Below are 20,677 nucleotides of genomic sequence, written 5' to 3' on the forward strand. Positions count from 1 at the left end.
GGACTGACCATGATCCGCAACCTGTGGGGAATCGACGACGTATCGGCCTACCTCGGCGTTCCGGTCGGCACGCTCTACCAGTGGCGTAGCCGTGGCTACGGTCCGGTCGGTCGCAAGATCGGCAAGTACGTCCGGTTCAAGCCCGACGACGTCGAGCGATGGTTCGAGGCGCAGGCAGAGGGGGTGGCCTGATGGCACGTCCCCGGCTGGCTCTGGGCACGTACGGCGAGATTCGCTACTACCAGCTCGGGCCGAAGAAGTGGCAGGCTCGAACCAAGTACCGCGACTACGACGGCAAAGTTCGTCATGTCGAGCGCGTTGGCAGAAGCAAGGCGAATGCTAAGGAGATCCTGACGCAGGCACTGCGTGACCGGTCACGCGCGGTGGCGGGGGAGGAGATCACCGCAACCACGAAGGTCGATGTCGTTGCGGTGAAGTGGCTTGACGAGTTGGACGAGTCAGACAAGGCCATGCGAACCAAGCGCACCTATCGGGAAAGCTGGGTTCGGGATGTTCAGCCCGCAGTTGGCAGCCTTGCCGGTTTCGAGATCACGGTGTCCTTGGCAACCCGGGTTCTACGGGCAGTGCACCAGTCCTCGGGTCCTGGCAGCGCGAAGCACGCCAAGGTGGTGCTGGGCGGAATCATGGGCGTCTTCGTTCGGCACGACGCGATCGAGACCAACCCGGTTCGGGAGGTTGTTCTTCCGAAGGCCAGCAAGAAGGCCAAGAAGGAGAAGATGACTCTGGAGCCCGACGAGTTGCCGCAGCTGCAGGCGAAGCTGAGTAACGATGAGAAGGCATGTCGCCGGGACCTGCCGGACCTTGTGGACGGTCTCGCGGCGCTTGGATGTCGGATCGGTGAACTCCTGGCCTTCGACTGGACCAAGGTCGACTTCGAGGCGGGAACGATCGCGATCGAGGGCACCGTCATCCGGGAGAAGGGTGTCGGTTTGTTCGTGCAGGAGCACACCAAGTCCTCAGCCGGAATGCGGACCGTAGAGCCTCCACAGTGGTACATGGACCAGCTGAAGCGCCGTGCAGCGGAATCGGACTGCAAATGGGTCTACCCGTCGACGCGGGGCACGCTGCGTGATCCGGACAACACGCGGGCTGATCTTCGCGAGGCTGTGGCGGAAACGGAGTGGGAGGGTCTGCACCCGCATGCCTTCCGGCACCTGGTCGCCACCGTGCTCGACGCGGCCGGACTCACCGCGCGGGAGATCGCTGACTACCTCGGTCACGAGAAGGTCAGCATGACCCAGGACGTGTACATGAACCGCAAGTCGACAGGCAGCTCGGCGGCGAAGGCGCTCGGGAAGCTGGAGCGAAGCGCCTGACGCAATTGTGGGGGTAAAGTGGGGGTTGATCTTGAACGAGATCAACCCCCATTTCGTTTACCAGGGCTTTTGCGCCCCCAGCAGGACTCGAACCTGCGACCTAAGGATTAGAAGTCCTTTGCTCTATCCAGCTGAGCTATGGGGGCTCGCGCAACTCCGCTGAGCTGCAAGCATGCAGGGTAGCGGCACGTGGCCGTCCCCGTGGCATCGGCGCTGCACCGTTGCCGACCCGGTACCTAACGGCAAGCTGATCGACAGCTGGAACCGTAACGGTGGGCGTTGCCGCTGGTCAGGCAGGGGGCAGCTTGTGCAGGGCCGCGGTGGTGAGACCGAACAGGTGGTCGGTGGTGTCCGCGGCGGAGGCGTCCCGGAGGGACAGCATGGTCAGCAGGGAGCGGTCCGGTCCGAGCTCGGTGGCCGCCGTGCAGGTCTGGTGGGCGTCGATCAGCTCGCAGTACAACCAGGCCGAGCGGCCCTCGACCTCCACCGCCACACCGCGCGGCTGGTGCTGGGCGACCACCGGCACCGGGTCGTAGAACCCCGCGCCGGCGGTGTTGTCCGGGCCGCTGGTCAGCTGGTGCGTGCACGCGCCCGGAACCGGCTGGTCCGGGTGCGGTTGTCCGACCGGGCCGCCGAGCGCCGCCAGGTCTTCGGGCGCCAAGAGGCTGCACGGGTCGATCTCGGCGCCGTCACGTGGAGTGGGCGACTCGCTCCGCTGAACGGCGGTCGAGGTCTGCTGCTCGTCGCGGAACCCGGCGGCGGGCACCGGTTCGCCTGGAACCGGCGGGGTGCATGCGGTGGTCGCGCACAGGAGCAACATCGGCACCACGAGCGCACGGCGACGGACAGCGGTCACCCCGCAACCGTAGCGGTGACCGGGGGCGGAGATCACCTGCTGACCCGGCCTCCCTGCAAGCTGAATGATTCAAATCGACGGCTACGCTCGGTTTGTGCCATCCGAGACCGCGCAGGAAAAACAACCGGAACGGCGCAGCACGTCCAGCTCCGTGGGCGTGCTGATCGTCACCGCTGCTGTGCTCGCAGCCCTCGTCGCCGCTGCGCTGACCACGCTGTCCGCCGGGGCGTCCTACGAGCTGCTGGGGCTGCCGGATCCGGGCCCGATCACGCAGTACGGGTTGCCGGTGGTCCGCGTGATCGCCGAGTCCGGCGCGGTCGTGTGCATCGGCGCACTGCTGTTCGCCGCCTTCGCCATCCCGGCCAAGCGTTCGGGAGCACTGGCCGCTGACGGCTACGCCGCGGTCCGCACCGCCGGCTGGGCCGCCGCCGTGTGGTGCGTGGGTGCGGTCCTGATGGTGCCGTTCATCGCCGCGGACGCCACCGGGCGCCCGGTGGGCGACGTGCTCAACACCGAGGTCCTGTTCGGCCTGGTGGACGCATTGGAGCAGGCCCAGGCGTGGCTGCTCACCGCGGTGATCGCGTTCGTGGTCGTGCTGTGCTGCCGGATCGTGCTGTCGTGGGGCTGGACTGTCGTCGCCTTCGGCCTGAGCTTGTTGGCCTTGTTCCCGGTGATCGCCACCGGTCACTCCGCCAGCGGCGGCGCGCACGACATCGCCACCAACAGCCTGCTGTTCCACCTCTTCGGCGCGGCGCTGTGGGTGGGCGGCCTGGTGGCGCTGCTGGCGCACGCCGCCCGCCGCGGTGCGCACCTGCCGCTGGTCGCGAGGCGGTACTCGCTGATCGCGCTGATCTGCTGGGTGGCGCTGGCGCTGTCCGGCGTGATCAACGCGTTCGTGCGGATGACTCCTGAGCAGCTGTTCACCAGCACTTACGGGCTTCTGGTGATCGTCAAGACCGTCTGCCTCGTGGTGCTCGGCGTGTTCGGGTACTTCCAGCGGCGCAGTGCCGTGCAGCGCATCGAGGAGAGCGCCGGCGTGGCCGCGCTGCTGCGCCTCGGTGCGGTCGAGGCGCTGGTCATGTTCGCCACGGTCGGCGTCGCCGTCGCGCTCGGGCGCACCCCGCCGCCGGACGGCCTCGCGACCGTCCCGAACCGGACCGAGCTGCTGATCGGCTACCCGCTGGACTCGCCGCCGACCGCGTTCCGGTTGATGTTCGACTGGCGGTTCGACCTGGTCTTCGGCACGCTCGCGCTGGCCATGGCGGCCCTGTACCTGCTGGGTGTGCGCCGGTTGCGGCAGCGCGGCGACCGCTGGCCGGTCGGGCGGACCGTCGTGTGGCTGCTCGGCTGCGCCACGGTGCTGGTGGCCACCTCTTCGGGCATCGGCAAGTACGCGCCCGCGGTGTTCAGCGTGCACATGGGCCAGCACATGCTGCTGTCCATGCTGGCCCCGGTGTTCCTGGTGATGGCCGGTCCGACGTCGCTGGCGCTGCGCGTCTTCAAGCCCGCCGGCAAGGAGCAGCCGCCCGGACCGCGGGAGTGGCTGCTGGCGTTCGTGCACTCGCCGATCACGCGGGTGCTGACCAACCCGATCGTCGCCCTGGTGCTGTTCGTCGGTTCCTTCTACGCGCTGTACTTCAGCGGCCTGTTCGACGTGGCGCTGACGCAGCACTGGGCGCACCTGGCGATGAACGCGCACTTCCTGCTGGTCGGCTACGTCTTCTACTGGCCGGTGATCGGCATCGACCCGGCGCCGCGCAAGCTGCCGCCGATGGGCAAGGTCGGGCTGGTCTTCGCGTCCATGCCGTTCCACGCCTTCTTCGGCATCGCGCTGATGATGTCCACGAACGTGATCGGCGGCGACTTCTACCGCGGCCTCGACCTGCCGTGGCTCACCGACCTGCTCGCCGACCAGCGGCTCGGCGGCGGCCTGGCGTGGGCGTCCGGCGAGGTCCCGCTGGTGGTGGTGATGCTCGCGCTGCTGATCCAGTGGTCGCGGGCGGATGGCCGAACGGCTCGCCGGATCGACCGGAAGGCCGATGCGGACGGCGACGCGGATCTGGTGGCGTACAACGAAATGCTGAAGCGACTGGCCGACAAGGACGACCAGCGGAGCAGGTGACCTGGCCGATCGGCCGGAATCCGCACGGAGAGTTCCAAATCAGTCGCGCTGAGTGGTGATCCTCCGGCAACCTTGGGTGGCGAGCCGGAGATCGGCCGCGAAATTTCCCGAGGTGGCAGCGCTCGTCGAGCGCTGCGCGGAGAGGAGCGCGACGGACATGTACGAGACCCAGGTGACCGTGGTCGGCTACGTCATCACCGAACCGGTCGTCCGCGAGACCGCGGGCGGGAGCAAGCTGGTCAACTTCCGGGTGGCGGCGAACTCGCGCCGGCTCGACCCGAGCACCGGCCAGTGGGTGGACGGTGATCGCGTCCTCGCCACGGTGAGCTGTTGGAAGCGCCTCGCCGAAGGTGTGGCCGGCGGGCTGTCCAAGGGTGATCCGGTGGTGATCACCGGTCGGTTGCGCACCCGCGACTACGAGTCGGGCGGGCAGTGGCGCACCGCCGTCGAAGTGGAGGCGAGTGCGGTTGGACTGGACCTCGCACGCGCAACTCCACCACCCCGGGCCGAGGTGCGGGCGCTGGAACCCGTCGGCGCTCCGCCACCCGGCTGACCTTCGCGAACTGCGACGAACACCGATCGGGAGGAGGTGGTGGCAGCCGGTGCCGCGGGTGCGGAGATCGGCCGCCGGACGCTGGGGGACCGCGTGCGCGGGCCGACACGGGGCGCAACTACGATTCGGGTATGGCCGAGTTCATTTACACCATGAAAAACGTGCGCAAGTCGCATGGTGACAAGGTCATCCTCGACAACGCGACGATCCAGTTCTACCCGGGCGCCAAGATCGGCGTCGTCGGGCCGAACGGCGCTGGCAAGTCGACCGTGCTGCGCATCATGGCGGGACTCGACCAGCCGAACAACGGCGAAGCGTTCCTGTCGCCCGGCTACACGGTCGGCATCATGCAGCAGGAGCCTCCGCTCAACGAGGAGAAGACGGTCCTCGGCAACGTCGAGGAGGGCGTCGGCGAGATCAAGGTGAAGCTCAACCGCTTCAACGAGATCGCCGAGCAGCTCGCGACCGACTACTCCGACGAGCTGATGGAGGAGATGGGCAAGCTCCAGGAGGACCTGGACCACGCCGACGCGTGGGAACTGGACTCCCAGCTGGAGCAGGCCATGGACGCGCTGCGGTGCCCGCCGCCGGACGCCGAGGTCAAGAACCTCTCCGGTGGTGAGCGGCGCCGGGTCGCCCTGTGCAAGCTGCTGCTGAGCAAGCCGGACCTGCTGCTGCTGGACGAGCCGACCAACCACCTGGACGCTGAGAGCGTGCTGTGGCTGGAGCAGTACCTGGCCAACTACCCGGGCGCTGTGCTCGCCGTGACCCACGACCGGTACTTCCTGGACAACGTCGCGGGCTGGATCCTCGAGCTGGACCGCGGTCGGACCTTCCCGTACGAGGGCAACTACTCGACCTACCTGGAGAAGAAGGCCGAGCGCCTGGCGGTCCAGGGCAAGCGGGACGCCAAGCTGCAGAAGCGCCTGAAGGACGAGCTGGACTGGGTCCGCTCCAACGCCAAGGCCCGCCAGACCAAGTCGCGGTCCCGTCTGAACCGCTACGAGGAGATGGCCGCCGAGGCGGAGAAGACCCGCAAGCTCGACTTCGAGGAGATCCAGATCCCGCCGGGCCCGCGGATGGGCAACGTCGTGGTCGAGGTGGAGAACCTCAAGAAGGGCTTCGGCGACAACCTGCTCATCGACGACCTGTCGTTCACCTTGCCGCGCAACGGCATCGTGGGCGTCATCGGTCCGAACGGTGTCGGCAAGACGACGTTGTTCAAGACCATCGTGGGCCTGGAGGAGCCGGACTCCGGCACGGTCAAGGTCGGCGACACCGTCAAACTGTCCTACGTGGACCAGAACCGGGCGAACATCGACCCGGAGAAGAACGTGTGGCAGGTCGTCTCCGACGGGCTGGACTACATCCAGGTCGGCCAGGTCGAGATGCCGTCGCGCGCGTACGTGAGCGCGTTCGGCTTCAAGGGCCCGGACCAGCAGAAGCCGGCTGGGGTGCTCTCCGGTGGTGAGCGCAACCGGCTGAACCTCGCGTTGACGCTCAAGCGGGGCGGCAACCTGATCCTGCTGGACGAGCCGACCAACGACCTCGACGTGGAGACCCTGAGCTCGCTGGAGAACGCGCTCGAGCAGTTCCCCGGCTGCGCCGTGGTCATCTCCCACGACCGGTGGTTCCTGGACCGCGTCGCCACGCACATCCTCGCGTGGGAGGGCGACGACGAGAACCCGGCGAAGTGGTTCTGGTTCGAGGGCAACTTCGAGGGCTACGAGCAGAACAAGATCGATAGGATGGGCGCGGAAGCGGCTCGTCCGCACCGAGTGACGCACCGCAAACTGACCCGGGGCTGAAACGGAGGCGCCTTGGCGAGCGTGTCCGGTTCACCTGATTCCAGTTCGGCGCAAGGACTCCTCGAACCCGCGCACCAGATGCGGTGGAGGGTCCCCGAGCTCGCGTTGGTGCTCAGTGATCGCGCTGGCGCGCTCGCCAGGCACTCCGGTGACCTGGCGGCGCGGCTGCGCGCGGAAGCGCTCGCCCTGTTCGCCTCGAACCGGTTGGGGCGAGGTGTCCCGGCCACCGGCCGGGCCCTCGCCGCGGTCCGCGATGCGGAAGCCGCGGGCGACGCCGAGGTGACGGCCGAGCTGCGCGTCGAGTTGGCGTGGTGCGCGTGCGCCGCGGGCAGTCCGGAGGTCGCAGCTCGGATCCTGCGTCCCGTGCTGGGGCAGGAGCGGATCGAACCGTCGCTGCGGGCGCACGCACTGCTGGCGTCGGCTGCCTCGATGCCGGTGCACCAGCAGGACGGCGCTCGGACCGAAGCCCTCGACGAGGCCGAGCGGCTGTACGGAGCGGGGGAGGGCAACCGGGACACCGCTCGGCTGCTCAAGGCCCGCGTCTGCGCGGCTCGTGCCGGTCACCACCGGCGGATCGGTGAGTTCGCCGAGGCGACGGAGGTCGCCGACGCGGGTTTGGAGCTGCTCGGTCAGCTCGGTGATCCGGCGGCCGACAGCGGAGAGATCCGGACCCGGCTGGTGCTGGAACGGGTCCAGTCGCTGCTGGAGCTCGGTCATCGCGCCGAGGCCGTCCGGGCCGCCGAACGTGTCCTGGCCGAGCCGGTGCGCGCTGCGGCGGCGGGACCGGTCGGCTGGTTGGGGCTGGCGCTGGCCACGCGGGTGCACCTGCCCAACGGTGACCACGCGGCGGCGTTGCGGGTGCTCAGCGACACGGCGGCCATCTCCGAGCGGCACAAGCTCGATGGTCTGCTCGCCGAATCCCTCAACACCCTGTCCCAGGTGCACGAACAGGGGACGGAGCTCGCCGAAGCGCTGCGCGCCCTGCGCGGCGCGTACGCGGCTGATCGGCGGTGGCGTGCTGCGGTGCACCACGCGCGGATGCGGCTGCTCGCCGAGTACCCGGTGCTCACCGAGGCTGTCGACGTGCCCCGCCAGTCGCGGGGGCACTCGGCGATGACAGAACCCGGCCTGGACGTCGTTCCGCCTGTTCGGCAGGTCGGGAACGAGGAACCGGAGATCCAGTTCCCGGAGGCCGAGCCGGACGAGCCGATGCTCGACGCGGAGCCCCATGAGTCTCTTGGGGCTGAAGTTCAAGCTGTTGAGGTCGAACCGGCCGAATCCGAGCCGGTCGAGGACTTGATGCTGGACGACGCGGAGCCGGAGCTGCCGCGGCCCCGGCCGGAGTCCGACGATGCGGCGGACGTGGCTCGCCGGTTGATGGACTCGCTCACCAGCCGGGCCGCTGAGCTGCGCGAAGAGCGCCGCCTCCGGCAGGAGGCGAGCGAATCGCAGGCACCCGACGAGCCGACCGTGGTGCTCGACTCCGCGCTGCTCGAGGACTTGAAGACCCGCGCGCACCAGCCGACCGACGAGCACCCACCTGCCACAGCGGACGACACGGTTCACGAATCCGCTGGTGAGAGCTTCGGGAAGTCCGATTGGTGGCCCGCGGACCCCTGGGAGCGGTCGGCCAGCGCTGAGGACGCGTTCCCCGAGACGTCGTTCGTCCCGGAGCCGTCGCTCGAGCAGCCCGACGAAGCAGCGTCGCCGCTGGACAGCGCGTTCGCGCTGGATCCGTCCCAAGCCGCGGCCATCCTGGACGCATGGCCCTCGTTCGGCGCGGACCGGCCCGCCGCCGACGCCACGACGATCCTGCCCGCGATCGAGCCGGAACCCGCCGACGCCACGACGATCCTGCCGGTGATCGAGCCGGAACCCGACGACCGGCAACCTGCGGAAACGGTCGTGCCCAGGCACGGCGCTCCGGAGCCGGTCGTCGTCGAAGCTCCCGACGAGGACCACCAGCGCGGCGAGGCTGTCGCGAGCGAAACCGCCGACGACGCGGACCGGGACCGGAGCGAGGCCGGCGGCCGACGTTCGCGAGGCCGGTCGTTGGCCGAGATCAGGGCGAGCCTCCAGCTGCCCGAGCAGCCCCGCGGTGGTCGCCGCCGAGCTCGCCACGCCGAGCCGGAGGAGCCCGCCCCGGTCGCGGAGGCACCAACCCCAGCCGTCGAGGAGCCCGCCGCTGCTGCGGAGGAGCCAGCCCCGCCCCCAGCGGCGGTCGCACGGCACCGCCAGCCGGACCGAGCCGCTGAGGCCCCCCGGCCGGAGCTCCCCACCGAGTCCCAGGAGCCACCGGAGGAGGAAGCTCCGAGCGAGGAGACCTGGCCGAACCTCCAGGTCGCGGAGCCGTCGCCGGAGCCCGCGGCCGATCCGGGACCAGCCGAGAAGATCGGCTTGGCCGAGCTGCTCACCGAGGCGCTGCTGGCCTACGAGACCGGTCGCCGCGGTCAGGAGGAGGCCGAGACGGCCCGCACCGGGCGGCACAGCGAAGCACGTGTGGCCGGTATCACCGAGCGTTCCCAGCTTTCCCGCACCGCCCTGGCGTCCACATCGGACGATCGCGGAACCGGTGCGGCGGCCAGGCACCGGAGGCCTGGAATCGACGCTGCGGCGGTAGATCCGCTGCTCTGAAACGTCCAGGTCATCGATCATTGTGCGGCTTTTCACGCGCAAGACCTCGGCGCCGCCCTCCGGCCGTCGCCGGAACTGGCAGTCTTATGGTGGAACCTGTGGGCACAAAGAGGTGCCGTCAAGCGTGGAGCTGCCTGAAGATGACCTCGAATCCCGGACAGTTGAAGACCGGACGACCGCAGACCGATGGGGAAGACTCGGCTGGGGATCGAACCGAGAACCCCGAAATCGTCAAGAGCCGCCTGCTCGACCGAGCAGCGGAGAGCGCGCCGGAGCTGGCTGAGCTGCTGCGCGCCTACTACCGGCACGTCCCGGCGGAGGAGCTCGTCGACGACGAGCCCACCGACCTGATCGGGGCGCTCCGGTCGCACCACCGGCTGGCCGCCTCGCGAGTCGCCGGCCGCCCGTTGGTGCAGATCTTCAACCCGGACCGGGCCGCCGACGGCTGGCAGAGCCAGGCCACCGTGGTGCAGATCGTCACCGACGACTCCCCGTACCTCGTCGACTCGGTGATCGCCGAACTCGGCCGCGACGGCGCCGAGGTGCAGCGCATCATCCACCCGATCCTCGCGGTCCGCCGCGACGTCGCCGGTGAGCTGCAGGACGTGCTGCCCGGGGCCGACCCGGCCGCGCCGCCCGCGGACGCGATGTCCGAGAGCTGGATGTTCGTCGAGGTCGGTCGGATCACCGACGAGGAACGCCTGGAAGCCATCAAGCAGGACCTGACCGACGTGCTCAACGACGTGCGCGAGGTCGTCGAGGACACCGAGCGGATGCACGCCGCGGCCCGCGCGCTGGCCGACGAGCTGGAGCAGAACCCGCCGCCGCTGTCCGACGCCGACGTCCACGACGGTGCCGGTCTGCTGCGCTGGCTGGCCGACGGCCACTTCACCTTCCTCGGCTACCGGCACTACGAGCTGGTCGACGACAACGGCTCCGACCCAGCGCTGCAGGCCGTGCTGGCCTCCGGCCTCGGCGTGCTGCGCGGCGACAGCGTCGCGGCCCGCAGCCTCGCCACCTGGCCGGACGGCCGCGCCAGCGCGCTGTCGACGGAGCTGCTGGTGCTGACCCAGGCCAGCGAACCGTCCACTGTGCACCGTCCGGTGCACCCGTTCTACGTCGGTGTCAAGACGTTCGACGAGTCGGGCAAGGTCACCGGCGAGCACCGCTTCCTCGGCCTGTTCACCACCACGGCGCTGCACGAGAACGTGCTGGACATCCCGTTCATCGAGCGCCGGGTGCACGACGTCATCCACCGCGCAGGGTTCCCGCTGGAGTCCTACTCCGGTCAGCGGATGCTGGAGGAGATCCAGAACTACCCGCGCGCCGAGCTGTTCTCCACGGACCCGGACACGCTGCAGGACACCATCACCGGTGTGCTGGCGCTGGCCGAGCGCCGCAAGCTCAAGCCGTTCCTGCGCCGCGACCCCTACGGCCGCTTCTTCTCGGTCCTGGTCTACCTGCCGCGCGACCGCTACACGACGAGCTCGCGGCTGGCCATGCAGGAGGTCCTGCTGGCCGAGCTGGGCGGCACCAGCCTGGAGTACAGCACCCGGGTCGGCGAGTCCGCCCTGGCGCGGGTCGCCTTCGTGGTGCACACCGACCCGGAGAACCAGGTCGAGCCGGACCTGGCGCGCATCCAGCGGCGCCTGGACGAGGCCATCCACACCTGGGACGACCGCATGGTGGAGGAGGTCGACGCCGAGCAGTCCGGCGGCCGCGGCGACGGGCACGTGGCGCGCAGCCTCTCCGAGGCCATGAGCCAGCTCGGGCAGCGCTACGCGGCCAGCTTCCCGGAGGCCTACAAAGAGGACTTCACCGCCGCCGAGGGCCTTGCTGACCTGCGGCGACTGGAGGCCCTGACCGGTCCGAACGACCTGAAGATGTCGTTCTACGCGCCGCGCGACTCCAGCGGCGGGCAGCGCCGGTTCAAGATCTACGTCGGCGGCCGGGTCACCCTGTCCCGCGTGCTGCCGGTGCTGCAGAGCATGGGCGTCGAGGTCGTCGACGAGCGTCCGTACGAGATCTCGATCGACGGCGCCGACCAGCAGTACTGGATCTACGACTTCGGTCTGCGGCTCGACGCCGAGCTGCTGAGCGCGGTGGACGCGCGGACGCTGGACACGCTCCGCGAGCGGTTCGAGGACGCCTTCCGCGCGTCCTGGCTCGGTGCTGCCGAGGTCGACCGGTTCAACGCGCTGGTGCTGCAGGCCGGGCTGACCTGGCGGCAGGCCTCGGTGCTGCGGGCCTACGCGAAGTACCTGCGGCAGGTCGGCATCGCCTACAGCCAGGACTACATCGAGGACGCGATCCTGGCGCACCGCACCACCACGACCACGCTGGTCCGGCTGTTCGAGGCCCGCTTCGACCCGGCGCTGGACGGCGAGGACCGCGAGTCCCGCGAAGCGGACCTGGTGGAAGAGGTCACCAAGCTGATCGACGAGGTCACCAGCCTCGACGCGGACAAGATCCTGCGCAACTACCTCAGCCTGATCCGGGCGACCCTGCGCACCAACTACTTCTCGGCCGACCCGGACCGGGAGCGCCCGTACCTGGCGTTCAAGCTGGAGCCCAAGGAGATCCCGGGCCTGCCCGAGCCGCGGCCGCAGTTCGAGATCTTCGTGTACTCGCCGTGGGTGGAGGGCGTGCACCTGCGCTACGGCTCGGTCGCCCGCGGTGGTCTGCGCTGGTCGGACCGCCGGGAGGACTTCCGCACCGAGATCCTGGGCCTGGTCAAGGCGCAGGCGGTGAAGAACGCGGTGATCGTGCCGGTCGGCGCGAAGGGCGGGTTCGTGGTCAAGCGGCCGCCGGTGGCCACCGGTGACCCGGCCGCGGACCGCAAGGCGACCCTGGACGAGGGCATCGCCTGCTACCGGATGTTCATCTCCGGGCTGCTGGACCTGACCGACAACCTGGTCGGCGGCGAGGTCGCCCCGCCGAGCGACGTGGTCCGCCACGACGGCGACGACAGCTACCTGGTGGTGGCCGCGGACAAGGGCACCGCGACCTTCTCCGACATCGCCAACGACGTGGCCAAGTCCTACGGCTTCTGGCTGGGCGACGCGTTCGCCTCGGGCGGTTCGGTCGGCTACGACCACAAGGCGATGGGCATCACCGCCAAGGGTGCGTGGGAGAGCGTCAAGCGCCACTTCCGCGAGCTGGACGTGGACACCCAGACCCAGGACTTCACCGTGGTCGGCATCGGCGACATGGCCGGTGACGTGTTCGGCAACGGCATGCTGCTGTCCGAGCACATCCGGCTGGTCGCCGCGTTCAACCACATGCACGTGTTCATCGACCCGGACCCGAACGCCGAGGTCTCCTTCGCGGAGCGCCGCCGCCTGTTCGAGCTGCCGCGGTCGACCTGGGACGACTACGACCGCAGCAAGATCAGCGCCGGTGGTGGCGTGTGGTCGCGCTCGCTGAAGTCGATCCCGCTGAACCCGCAGATCCGGCAGGCGCTGGGCATCGACGAGTCGGTGCGTCAGCTGGCCCCGGCCGAGCTGATCAAGAAGATCCTGCAGGCCCCGGCCGACCTGCTGTGGAACGGCGGCATCGGCACCTACGTCAAGGCGGCGAGCGAGACGCACGCCGAGGTCGGCGACAAGGCCAACGACGCGGTCCGCGTCAACGGCGCGGACCTGCGGGTCCAGGTCGTCGGCGAGGGCGGCAACCTGGGTCTGACCCAGCTGGGCCGCATCGAGTTCGCCCGCGCGGGCGGCAAGGTCAACACCGACGCGCTGGACAACTCGGCCGGGGTGGACTGCTCCGACCACGAGGTCAACATCAAGATCCTGCTGGACCACCTGGTGGCCGACGGGAAGCTGACCGGTGAGCAGCGCAACGAGCTGCTGGCCGACATGACCGACGAGGTCGGCGAGCTGGTGCTGGCCGACAACCACCGGCAGAACGCGGTGCTGGGCATTTCCCGCTCGCACGCCGGTCCGATGGTGTCGGTGCACGCCCGCCAGGTCACGGCGCTGGAGAAGAACACCGGCCTGGACCGCAAGCTGGAGGCGCTGCCCACGGTCAAGGAGTTCCGCGAGCGGGAGAAGAACGGCGAAGGCCTCAGCTCGCCCGAGCTCGCGACGCTGATGGCGCACGTCAAGCTGTCGCTGAAGCGGGACGTGCTGGCCAGCGGCCTGCCGGACACCGAGGCGTTCAGCAGCCGGCTGCCGGAGTACTTCCCGAAGCCGCTGCAGGAGCGCTACGGCGACGCGATCGCCTCGCACCCGCTGCGCCGCGAGATCATCACGACCTTGCTGGTCAACGAGATGGTCGACGGTGGCGGGGTGTCCTTCGCCTACCGCTTGGCCGAGGAGCTCAGCGCCTCCACCACCGACGCGGTGCGCGCGTTCGCGGTGGTCACCAGCGTCTACGACCTGCACTCGCTGTGGGAGCAGATCGACCGGATGGGCCGTTCGGTGCCGAGTTCGGTGGCCGACGAGCTGGTGCTGGAGAGCCGTCGCCTGCTGGACCGGGCGGCGCGCTGGATGCTGAACAACCGGCCGCAGCCGCTGGCCATCGGCGCCGAGATCGCCCGCTTCAAGCCGGTGGTCGCGGAGCTGTCCGGCGCGGTCCGCGGGCTGCTGCGCGGTCGTGCGGCCGAGGGCGCCAACGAGCAGATCGAGCGCTGGACGGCGGCCGGGGTTCCGGAGGAGCTGGCCGAGCGGGTCGGCACGCTGCTGGATTCCTTCGCGCTGCTGGACATCCGCGAGGTCGCCGAGCTGGCCGAGCGCGATGCCGGGGTAAGCGCCGAGCGCAGTCCGCGGGAGAGCGCGGACCTGTACTACGAGCTCGCCGAGCACCTCGACGTCGAGCGGATGCTGCTGGCCGTCAACGAGTTGGAGCGCGGGAACCGGTGGCACTCGCTGGCCCGGTTGGCGTTGCGGGATGATCTCTACGCAACGCTGCGCGCGATCACCATCGACGTCCTGCGGACCAGCGACCCGGGCGACGACGCGGAGCAGAAGATCGCTCACTGGGAGTCGGCCAACGAGTCGCGACTGGCTCGGGCCAACTCCTCGCTCGAGCAGATCGTGAGCTCCGGTCGGCTCGACCTGGCCACGCTGTCGGTGGCCGCGCGTCAGCTGCGCAGCATGGTCCGGTGAGTGCCGGGTGGCTCGCGGGCGACCGCGAGCCACCCGAACGGCAGGAAGGGAGCTCCCCAGTGGGCGCGTTCGTAGCAGAGGTTGCCCTGCGCTGGTCCGACATGGACGCGTTCGGGCACGTCAACCACGCCCGGACGATCACGCTGCTGGAGGAGGCGCGCGCCGATCTGCTGTTCACCGAGGCCGAGCGGCAGGGGCTGCTCGGCATGGCGGAGGGCATGGTGGTCGCGCGGGTCGTGATCGACTACCACAGCCCGCTGGTCTACGCGTCGAAGTCGCTGCAGGTCCAGATGTCGGTGCGCGACCTGAAGGCGGCGTCGTTCATCATGGACTACACGGCTTACGCGCAGGAAGCGGTGGCGACCGCGGAAACCCTGATGGTGCCCTACGACCTGCAGGCCGGGCGTCCGCGGCGGCTGACCGCGGAGGAACGCGATTTCCTCGCGGAGTGGCAGCTCGAGCCGGCGAAGTCGGAGTCCCACCGTGCCTGAACTGCGAATGCCCGATGCGGTCGAGCGCGAGGACCTGGGCGCGTTCGTGGCCCGAGCGGTCCGCCTGGACGGCCAGGCCCTGGTGCGCCTGCGCAACCGCGCGGACACCGGCCGGGTGGACGTCTGGGCGGCAACGCCGTTCGACGCCCTGTGCACGAGATCCGTTGCGGCGGAAGTGGATCCGGCGGACCTGACGGTCTCCGGCAACGAACTGCTGGCGACCCTGACGGTCGCGGGCGGCCCGGTGATGGACCCGGGCCCGCCCCGCGACCTGCTGTGGCGCTCGGAGCTGCCCCCGTCCACGGGCTGGCAGCGGGTGGACGACCTCCCGGCCAAGCTCGTCGGCGAGGTCGCCGAGCGCGGCATCGACGTGGCCAAGGACAACGTCGGTCCGAAGGGGACACCACCGGCGTCGCTGCTGGACCAGGAGGTCTTCACGGTCTCCGGCTCGGGCTTCGAGGTGAAGGTCCCCCTCCGCTGCCTGTTCGTCCTCTCCGGCATGGGCTTCCTTGTCGCCAAACCCCCGGAATCCGAGATCGTCCGGGTCAGCGCCACGGACGCCTGGCTCCGCCTCGACTCCCGCTACGGCGCGGTAGTCCGCCGCCGCCACGCGTTGCTCCCCCTCCTGATCTGACGCGCGACCGCTCGAAGGTCGTGCATGCAGGATCGGGTTGGTGCGCGGGGAGAAGGCGCACCAACCCGACCTGGACAGCTCGGTGGCGGCCGGGGGAGCGGCACCGAGCTGCGCTTACCGGGGTGGCCGGGCGCGAGGGAGGGGACACGCCCGACCACCGGGGGGACCGGTGCGGGGTCGGGGAATCACCGCACCGATCCGGCTTCAGGGGCTAGGTCGGTTCGCGCAGGCGATGTCGACCTCTGCCGGAATCTTCTTGCCCTGCTTGCTTTTCTGCTTCTACCTGCGAGATCAGTTGCCAGACGGTGTAGTCGCCTTCGCCACCTCCGCTGTGACGTGCTCGCGGTAACCGGAAGAAGACCGCCGCGTAGATGAACACGTTGATCAGCGCGAGCGTGGAGAACTGGAGCCAGAACATGGTGAACCCCTTCACTGCTGGTGCGGATCTGCCGTCACTGCTGGCGGAATTTGAGGACTTCCCAGCACTCCATGCACGTCTTCTCGCGTATCCAGTCGACTTCCGGGGCGATCTGCTGCAGCTCGTCGCTGCTGACCTCGACCCCGCACAGGGCGTTGACGATCAGCCCCGAACCGGCTCGTCACGCAGCCATGTCGAAGGCGTGCCGTCCGCCGGAAACCGGCTGCCACTGGAAGCCTCTATTTGGAGGAATCGCAGGAAATCGAGCGGTATACGCTGAACTTCGACCACCTCAGAGCAACTGCGCTGGATCCGCGTGACTCCGCGAAGCTGCTGACTGAGGTGGTGCGGGAGACGTAGCCGTATCCAGGGAGCTCACCGGTGTTACCCACGCAGGCCCGATGGCGCAAGAGCAGCTACAGCGGTGGCAACGGCAACTGCGTCGAGGTGGCTGTGGGGGTTGGTCGGACCGGTGTTCGGGACACCAAGGATCGGGCTGGTGGTGTTCTGGTCGTGACGGAGGCGCGGTGGCGGGACTTCCTCGCCGCGGCCAAGTCCGGTTCCTACGACCGGTGACTGACGCTTCTGGTTCGCTTGCTCGCAGGTGGTTTCAGCGGTTCTCGCGGAACTGCGCTCAGTTCTGGGTGAGGCGCAGGGAGACGTAGTGGTTGATCCCGCTCCAGCGGGTGTGGTGGACCTTCCGGCGCTTGTACTCGCGGAAGCCGAGCTTCTCGTACAGCCGCAGGGCGGGTTCGTTGATGTCGGAGACCTCCTCCAGCAGGTATTCGCGGTACTGCGGCAGCGCGAGGATGTGCTCCAGCAGGGCTTTCGCGATCCCTCGGCCGCGGAACTCCGAAGCAGCCGCGACGAACTCGATCGAAGCGACCCCGTTCCGCGGCTCGGGGAAGGCCTCCCGGAACATGCGCTGGAAGGTGACAGTCGCGGCGGTTCCCTTGAACAGCCCCAGATGTTCGCGCAGTTCCGCCGGGTTGCACCGGACCGATCGCTGCCGTCCGTTGGTGCAGGCGGCGATCGCCGCGGGCTCACCGTCGACCAGGGCGACGTGGAAGAGGTCGAGCACCAACGTGTGCGCGAAGGCGGCGGTGAGCGTGCGCGGATCCTTGGAGAAGAAGGCGAAGTCTGGGCCGAAGCCGTCGACGAAGACCTCGGCGATGCGCCGCCGGTAGCTCTCACCCAGTTCAGCGGCCGGTTTGACGTCGATCGTCATCATCTTCCCCGCTCGCGTCGGGTGATGAGCGCCTGGATGCCGTCCAGCAGGAGGTCCAGCCCGAAGGTGAAGTCGGCGTCGTCGACCCACTGCTCCGCCTGACCGAAAGCGCCCGCGTGGACGGCCGCGAACAGCGCTGGATGCCCTCGGTCATCGAGGACTTCGGCGAGGGTTTCCGCGTAGCCGGCGGGCCCGGGCGATGCTGCTTCGTCGACCGGGCCGCGCAGGCCGAGGGCGAGGGCGGCGCTGCTCCGGGCGTAGCCGGACAAGGTGGTGGCGATGTTGATGCCCTCGCCGGCGTCCAGTCCGGTGCCGTCCAGCGCGGTGAGCACCCGGTCCAGCCAGCGCAGCGCGCGAGGCCCGGTCGGCGGGATGGTCGGTGAGCTGCTGAGCAGCCAGGAGTGGTTGGTGAGGACGTCGTGGTTGGCGCGGGTCCAAGTGGTGAGGTACTCGCGCCACGGCACGCCGCCGGGTTCGGGAGGTTCCGGCGTGGCCGCGTCGGCCATCGCGGTCAGCAGGTCGTCCTTGCCGCCGACGTAGCCGTACAAGGCCATCGTCGACACGTCGAGTCGCGCGGCAACGCTGCTCATCCGCACCCCGGCCAGCCCCTCGGCGTCCGCGATCTCGATAGCGGCGGCGGTGATCTGGTCGAGGCTCAAGCCACGCCGAGGCCCCCGCCGAGAGGTGGGTTCCCGTCCCCACATCCGCGCGATGACCGCAGGCAGTTCCCGATCGCTTCCGATGGTGCACCTCCGCTGCTCCCGAATCCCAGATTCACCGTACCACGTACAGTGTATTAAGTACGGAGTTTTGCAGGGCGGCGGAATCAGTCCAGGAACGTGGTGGTTTCGGCGAGGGGTGCGCGGGTGGTGCGGACGGGCTCGGTCGTCGTGTCCTCGTGGCCGATCGACACCCCGCAGAACAGCACGAGGTCGTCGGGCGGGGACACGACCTCTGCGACGGTTCTCCGGTACACCGACCACGCCATCTGCGGGCAGCTGTGCAGGCCCTCGGCGCGGAGCAGCAGCATGAGCGTTTGCAGGTAGAGACCGATGTCGACCCATTGGGCCGAGCCGAAATCCCTTGGGACGTAGCAGAACAGGGCGGCCGGTGCGCCGAAGCAGTCCCAGTTGGCGGCGACGGCTTCCCGGCGTCCCCGCTCGTCCTCGCGTGCGACCCCGAGTGCGGCGTAACGACGTTCGGCGGCCGCCGCTCGGCGCTCGTGGTACGGAGATCCCAGTGCTGGCGGGTACATCTCGAACTCGCGCGGGTCGCCGGGGTCGCCGGCAGCCAAGCGCTCAGCGGTGCGTTTCTTCAGCTCCGCCAGCGATGACCCCGTCAGCACGTAGCAGTGCCACGGCTGGAGGTTCCCACCTGAGGGGGCCCGCTGAGCTGCGGTGAGCACGCGTTCGAGCGCTTCCGCGGGCACTGGCTCGTCGCTGAACCGGCGCACCGCGCGGCGGCTCGCTACTGCTTCGTAGACGTTCATCGGTTTCCTTTCGCGTCAGCCGTGTTGCGGTCTCATCGGTGTTGACCGCTGGCGACGGGAAAAGGTGACCAGCACTTTCAGCGGTGGTGCACGGATTCCACTGCGTGCAGGTGTGGTTCGTAGTGGTCCGCCAGTTCTGCGGCCTGCTGCATGTGGGTCCGGGCGGTCGGGTTGCCGAGCATGGCGTGGAAGTCCTCGGCCGACCTCCACTGGGCGTAGTTGACGACCTTGGTCCCGTCCGTGCTGGCGTGGATGTTGGCGGAGATGAAGCCGGGCAGGTGCTGCATGACTTCCTCGGTGGCGTGCGCCAGCAGGTCTGCCAGGGCTCGCTGGCGGTCCGGCTGGACGGTGAACACATTGATCAAGGTGGCGATCGGGGCGTCGGTCGAGATGGTGGTCATGGCGGACTCCTCTTTGTCAGGTTCCTTACATCGGGGAATTATGTGTAAGGTTCCTGACATGAGTCAAGAGGACGTGCGTGAGCGGGTCGGGTACCTGATCAAGCAGGCGCAGCAGTCGTTCCACCGCTCGTGCGAGGAACGCCTCCGCCCGCTTGGCCTGTCGATGTCCCAGTACGCGGTGCTGCGCGCACTGGCCGACGCGCCGGGGGCGCCCGCCGCTGAGCTCGCCCGCCGCACCTTCGTCACGCGCCAGTCCCTGCGCGACGTGCTGAACGGACTCCGAGCGGCTGGTTTGGCCAGCGTCTCGGATCAGCCCACGTCCGGCCGGGCTCGACCGGTGAGCCTCACCGACCGGGGACGCGCGTTGCTCGGCGAGGCCGACAGCATCGTGCTCGCCGTCGAGGACCGCATGACCGCAGATCTCGCGCCCGATGACGTGCGCCGGCTGGCCGCGCTGCTGTCCACCTGCGTCGCGAGCCTGGGCTGAGCGGTTAGCCCAGGTCGGCGAGTTTGCGTTCGAGGACCGTTCGTTCGCGGTCGTTGGCGCACAGCTGGATGGCTCGTCGCAGTTCGGTGCGGGCTTGATCGGTGTCGCCGAGGCGGATGAGCAGTTCGGCCCGGACGCCGGGGAGCTGGTGGTTCGGCAGGGCTTTGCCGGCGGCCAACTCGTCCACGATCGGCAGTGCTGCTGCCGGGCCGTGGGCCATGCAGACCGCGACCGCCCGGTTGAGGTCGACCACGGGTGACGGGGCGAGTCGGCCGAGCGCTTCGTAGAGGAGCACGATCCGCTCCCAGTCCGTCTCGTCGACCGACGCCGCCACGGCGTGGCATTCGGCGATGGCGGCCTGCAAGCCGTAGGCGCCCAGACCTCGGCCGACTGCGGTGGCTCGGGCCAGGGCGGCTCGTCCCCGGCGGATCGCGGCGTGGTCCCAGCGGCGCCGGTCCTGGTGCTCCAGCAGCACCGGTTCGCCGTCGGGGCCGGTGCGGGCGGGGAAGCGCGCCGCGGTCAGCTCCAGCAGCGCCAGCAAGCCGTGGACCTCGGGTTCTTCTGGCACCAGACGGCTCAGCACCCTCGCGAGGCGCTGGGCTTCGGCGGCGAGGTCGATCCGGATCAGGTCCGCGCCGGAGCTGGCCGAGGATCCTTCGGTGAAGATCACGTAGATCGCGCTGAGCACCGAACCGAGCCGCTCGGAGCGCTCCGCCGCCGAGGGCACGGCGAACGGCACCTGGGCTGCCGCGAGGGCCTTCTTCGCCCGGGTGATCCGGGCTTGCGCGGTGGCGGTCGGGACCAGGAACGCCTTGGCGATCTGGTCGCTGGTCAGGCCGCCGACCACCCGCAGCGTCAGCGCGACCCTCGCCTCCGGCGACAGCACCGGGTGGCAGGCGGTGTACATCAGCGCCAGCACGTCGTCGTCGATCCGGTCCGGATCCCACAGCTCGTCGACGGCGCCGTGGGGCGGCCCCGGGCGGGGGCGGGCGGCGGGGGGGCGGGGGGGGGGGGGTGGGGGACAGCGCGCCGGGGGGGGCGCCGCCGCTTTCGCCGGGGGGGGGGGGCCCGCCCACGCGGCCGCCGGGTTTTTGGCTGCGGTGCCCGG

The 20,677-nt window shown here is 69.5% G+C and carries 19 protein-coding genes, 1 tRNA gene and 1 pseudogene; 13 read left to right on the forward strand and 8 right to left on the reverse strand.

What is annotated here, in order from left to right; translation table 11 throughout:
* Positions 1-9: 9 nt before the first annotated feature.
* The gene (locus ABTZ89_RS16460) at positions 10-192 is read left to right on the forward strand and encodes a helix-turn-helix transcriptional regulator (RefSeq protein ID WP_351045340.1); all 183 of its coding nucleotides are present in this window, start codon (positions 10-12) and stop codon (positions 190-192) included.
* A complete protein-coding gene (locus ABTZ89_RS16465) occupies positions 192-1,337 on the forward strand; it encodes a site-specific integrase (protein WP_351045304.1) in 1,146 nt (381 codons plus the stop codon). Before ABTZ89_RS16460 ends, ABTZ89_RS16465 begins: the two co-directional genes overlap by 1 nt.
* A 72-nt stretch (positions 1,338-1,409) precedes the next feature.
* On the opposite strand, the gene ABTZ89_RS16470 is transcribed toward ABTZ89_RS16465, so the two are convergent.
* Positions 1,410-1,483, reverse strand: a tRNA-Arg gene (locus tag ABTZ89_RS16470).
* A 143-nt stretch (positions 1,484-1,626) separates the two neighbouring features.
* Entirely contained in the window at positions 1,627-2,193 is a 567-nt protein-coding gene (locus ABTZ89_RS16475) for a DUF3558 family protein (protein ID WP_351045307.1), read from the reverse strand.
* A gap of 94 nt (positions 2,194-2,287) precedes the next feature.
* Between ABTZ89_RS16475 and ABTZ89_RS16480 the strand changes: the two genes are divergently transcribed.
* From ABTZ89_RS16480 to ABTZ89_RS16510, 7 genes are all read left to right on the forward strand, one after another.
* Positions 2,288-4,315: a bifunctional copper resistance protein CopD/cytochrome c oxidase assembly protein gene (locus ABTZ89_RS16480; RefSeq protein ID WP_502949556.1), complete on the forward strand. Its 2,028-nt coding sequence runs from the start codon at positions 2,288-2,290 to the stop codon at positions 4,313-4,315.
* Positions 4,316-4,472: 157 nt separating this feature from the next.
* Positions 4,473-4,868, forward strand: a complete 396-nt coding sequence (gene ssb / locus ABTZ89_RS16485) for a single-stranded DNA-binding protein (RefSeq protein WP_351045310.1) — start codon at positions 4,473-4,475, stop codon at positions 4,866-4,868.
* A gap of 131 nt (positions 4,869-4,999) precedes the next feature.
* Positions 5,000-6,676 carry an energy-dependent translational throttle protein EttA gene (gene ettA / locus ABTZ89_RS16490; protein ID WP_270950509.1) on the forward strand — a complete coding sequence of 559 codons (1,677 nt, stop codon included), beginning with the start codon at positions 5,000-5,002 and terminating at the stop codon, positions 6,674-6,676.
* A gap of 108 nt (positions 6,677-6,784) precedes the next feature.
* On the forward strand, positions 6,785-9,310 hold the full coding sequence (locus tag ABTZ89_RS16495; RefSeq protein ID WP_351045314.1) for a hypothetical protein: 2,526 nt from the start codon (positions 6,785-6,787) through the stop codon (positions 9,308-9,310).
* Positions 9,311-9,450: 140 nt separating this feature from the next.
* Complete coding sequence (locus ABTZ89_RS16500; RefSeq protein WP_351045317.1) at positions 9,451-14,421, forward strand: NAD-glutamate dehydrogenase; 4,971 nt, start codon at positions 9,451-9,453, stop codon at positions 14,419-14,421.
* Positions 14,422-14,480: 59 nt separating this feature from the next.
* Positions 14,481-14,912, forward strand: a complete 432-nt coding sequence (locus ABTZ89_RS16505; protein WP_351045320.1) for an acyl-CoA thioesterase — start codon at positions 14,481-14,483, stop codon at positions 14,910-14,912.
* Positions 14,905-15,546, forward strand: a complete 642-nt coding sequence (locus tag ABTZ89_RS16510; RefSeq protein ID WP_270949406.1) for a DUF8010 domain-containing protein — start codon at positions 14,905-14,907, stop codon at positions 15,544-15,546. The genes ABTZ89_RS16505 and ABTZ89_RS16510 overlap by 8 nt, the downstream gene beginning before the upstream one ends.
* Before the next feature lie 211 nt (positions 15,547-15,757).
* Here the strand turns inward: ABTZ89_RS16510 and ABTZ89_RS16515 are convergent, their stop codons facing one another.
* Positions 15,758-15,964: a hypothetical protein gene (locus tag ABTZ89_RS16515; protein WP_270949405.1), complete on the reverse strand. Its 207-nt coding sequence runs from the start codon at positions 15,962-15,964 to the stop codon at positions 15,758-15,760.
* On the opposite strand from ABTZ89_RS16515, the gene ABTZ89_RS16520 reads away from it, so the two are divergent.
* Genes ABTZ89_RS16520 through ABTZ89_RS16530 form a run of 3 tightly spaced genes read left to right on the forward strand, consistent with a single transcriptional unit; the run spans position 15,918 to position 16,540 of the window.
* The gene (locus tag ABTZ89_RS16520) at positions 15,918-16,244 is read left to right on the forward strand and encodes a hypothetical protein (RefSeq protein WP_351045346.1); all 327 of its coding nucleotides are present in this window, start codon (positions 15,918-15,920) and stop codon (positions 16,242-16,244) included. The genes ABTZ89_RS16515 and ABTZ89_RS16520 overlap by 47 nt on opposite strands.
* Positions 16,208-16,324, forward strand: coding sequence for a Scr1 family TA system antitoxin-like transcriptional regulator (locus ABTZ89_RS16525; protein WP_270949403.1), 117 nt, complete (start codon positions 16,208-16,210; stop codon positions 16,322-16,324). The genes ABTZ89_RS16520 and ABTZ89_RS16525 overlap by 37 nt, the downstream gene beginning before the upstream one ends.
* A 21-nt stretch (positions 16,325-16,345) precedes the next feature.
* Positions 16,346-16,540: a DUF397 domain-containing protein gene (locus tag ABTZ89_RS16530; RefSeq protein ID WP_351045324.1), complete on the forward strand. Its 195-nt coding sequence runs from the start codon at positions 16,346-16,348 to the stop codon at positions 16,538-16,540.
* 58 nt (positions 16,541-16,598) lie between these two features.
* On the opposite strand, the gene ABTZ89_RS16535 is transcribed toward ABTZ89_RS16530, so the two are convergent.
* From ABTZ89_RS16535 to ABTZ89_RS16550, 4 genes are all read right to left on the reverse strand, one after another.
* The gene (locus ABTZ89_RS16535; RefSeq protein ID WP_351045327.1) at positions 16,599-17,195 is read right to left on the reverse strand and encodes a GNAT family N-acetyltransferase; all 597 of its coding nucleotides are present in this window, start codon (positions 17,193-17,195) and stop codon (positions 16,599-16,601) included.
* On the reverse strand, positions 17,192-17,851 hold the full coding sequence (locus ABTZ89_RS16540) for a TetR/AcrR family transcriptional regulator C-terminal domain-containing protein (RefSeq protein WP_351045330.1): 660 nt from the start codon (positions 17,849-17,851) through the stop codon (positions 17,192-17,194). The genes ABTZ89_RS16535 and ABTZ89_RS16540 overlap by 4 nt, the downstream gene beginning before the upstream one ends.
* A gap of 167 nt (positions 17,852-18,018) precedes the next feature.
* The gene (locus ABTZ89_RS16545) at positions 18,019-18,681 is read right to left on the reverse strand and encodes a nitroreductase (RefSeq protein ID WP_351045333.1); all 663 of its coding nucleotides are present in this window, start codon (positions 18,679-18,681) and stop codon (positions 18,019-18,021) included.
* A 77-nt stretch (positions 18,682-18,758) separates the two neighbouring features.
* Positions 18,759-19,082: an antibiotic biosynthesis monooxygenase family protein gene (locus ABTZ89_RS16550; RefSeq protein WP_351045336.1), complete on the reverse strand. Its 324-nt coding sequence runs from the start codon at positions 19,080-19,082 to the stop codon at positions 18,759-18,761.
* 58 nt (positions 19,083-19,140) lie between these two features.
* Between ABTZ89_RS16550 and ABTZ89_RS16555 the strand changes: the two genes are divergently transcribed.
* Positions 19,141-19,569 (forward strand): MarR family winged helix-turn-helix transcriptional regulator, encoded by a 429-nt coding sequence (locus tag ABTZ89_RS16555; RefSeq protein ID WP_351045337.1) that lies wholly within the window; start codon positions 19,141-19,143, stop codon positions 19,567-19,569.
* Between the two features lie 4 nt (positions 19,570-19,573).
* On the opposite strand, the pseudogene ABTZ89_RS16560 reads toward ABTZ89_RS16555, so the two are convergent.
* A pseudogene (locus ABTZ89_RS16560) lies at positions 19,574-20,530 on the reverse strand (RNA polymerase sigma factor); the annotation flags it as partial.
* Positions 20,531-20,677: the final 147 nt, after the last annotated feature.

It is taken from the genome of Saccharopolyspora sp. NPDC002686, from assembly GCF_040295745.1.
Taxonomy (GTDB): domain Bacteria; phylum Actinomycetota; class Actinomycetes; order Mycobacteriales; family Pseudonocardiaceae; genus Saccharopolyspora; species Saccharopolyspora oryzae.

Bases quoted from the DNA above. Each gene is read 5' to 3' on its own strand.
- ABTZ89_RS16550 (WP_351045336.1), bottom strand. From the start codon at position 19,082: ATGACCACCATCTCGACCGACGCCCCGATCGCCACCTTGATCAATGTG.
- ettA (WP_270950509.1), top strand. From the start codon at position 5,000: ATGGCCGAGTTCATTTACACCATGAAAAACGTGCGCAAGTCGCATGGT.
- ABTZ89_RS16535 (WP_351045327.1), bottom strand. From the start codon at position 17,195: ATGATGACGATCGACGTCAAACCGGCCGCTGAACTGGGTGAGAGCTAC.
- ABTZ89_RS16500 (WP_351045317.1), top strand. From the start codon at position 9,451: ATGACCTCGAATCCCGGACAGTTGAAGACCGGACGACCGCAGACCGAT.
- ABTZ89_RS16555 (WP_351045337.1), top strand. From the start codon at position 19,141: ATGAGTCAAGAGGACGTGCGTGAGCGGGTCGGGTACCTGATCAAGCAG.
- ssb (WP_351045310.1), top strand. From the start codon at position 4,473: ATGTACGAGACCCAGGTGACCGTGGTCGGCTACGTCATCACCGAACCG.
- ABTZ89_RS16545 (WP_351045333.1), bottom strand. From the start codon at position 18,681: ATGAACGTCTACGAAGCAGTAGCGAGCCGCCGCGCGGTGCGCCGGTTC.
- ABTZ89_RS16465 (WP_351045304.1), top strand. From the start codon at position 192: ATGGCACGTCCCCGGCTGGCTCTGGGCACGTACGGCGAGATTCGCTAC.
- ABTZ89_RS16460 (WP_351045340.1), top strand. From the start codon at position 10: ATGATCCGCAACCTGTGGGGAATCGACGACGTATCGGCCTACCTCGGC.
- ABTZ89_RS16520 (WP_351045346.1), top strand. From the start codon at position 15,918: ATGAACACGTTGATCAGCGCGAGCGTGGAGAACTGGAGCCAGAACATG.
- ABTZ89_RS16515 (WP_270949405.1), bottom strand. From the start codon at position 15,964: ATGTTCTGGCTCCAGTTCTCCACGCTCGCGCTGATCAACGTGTTCATC.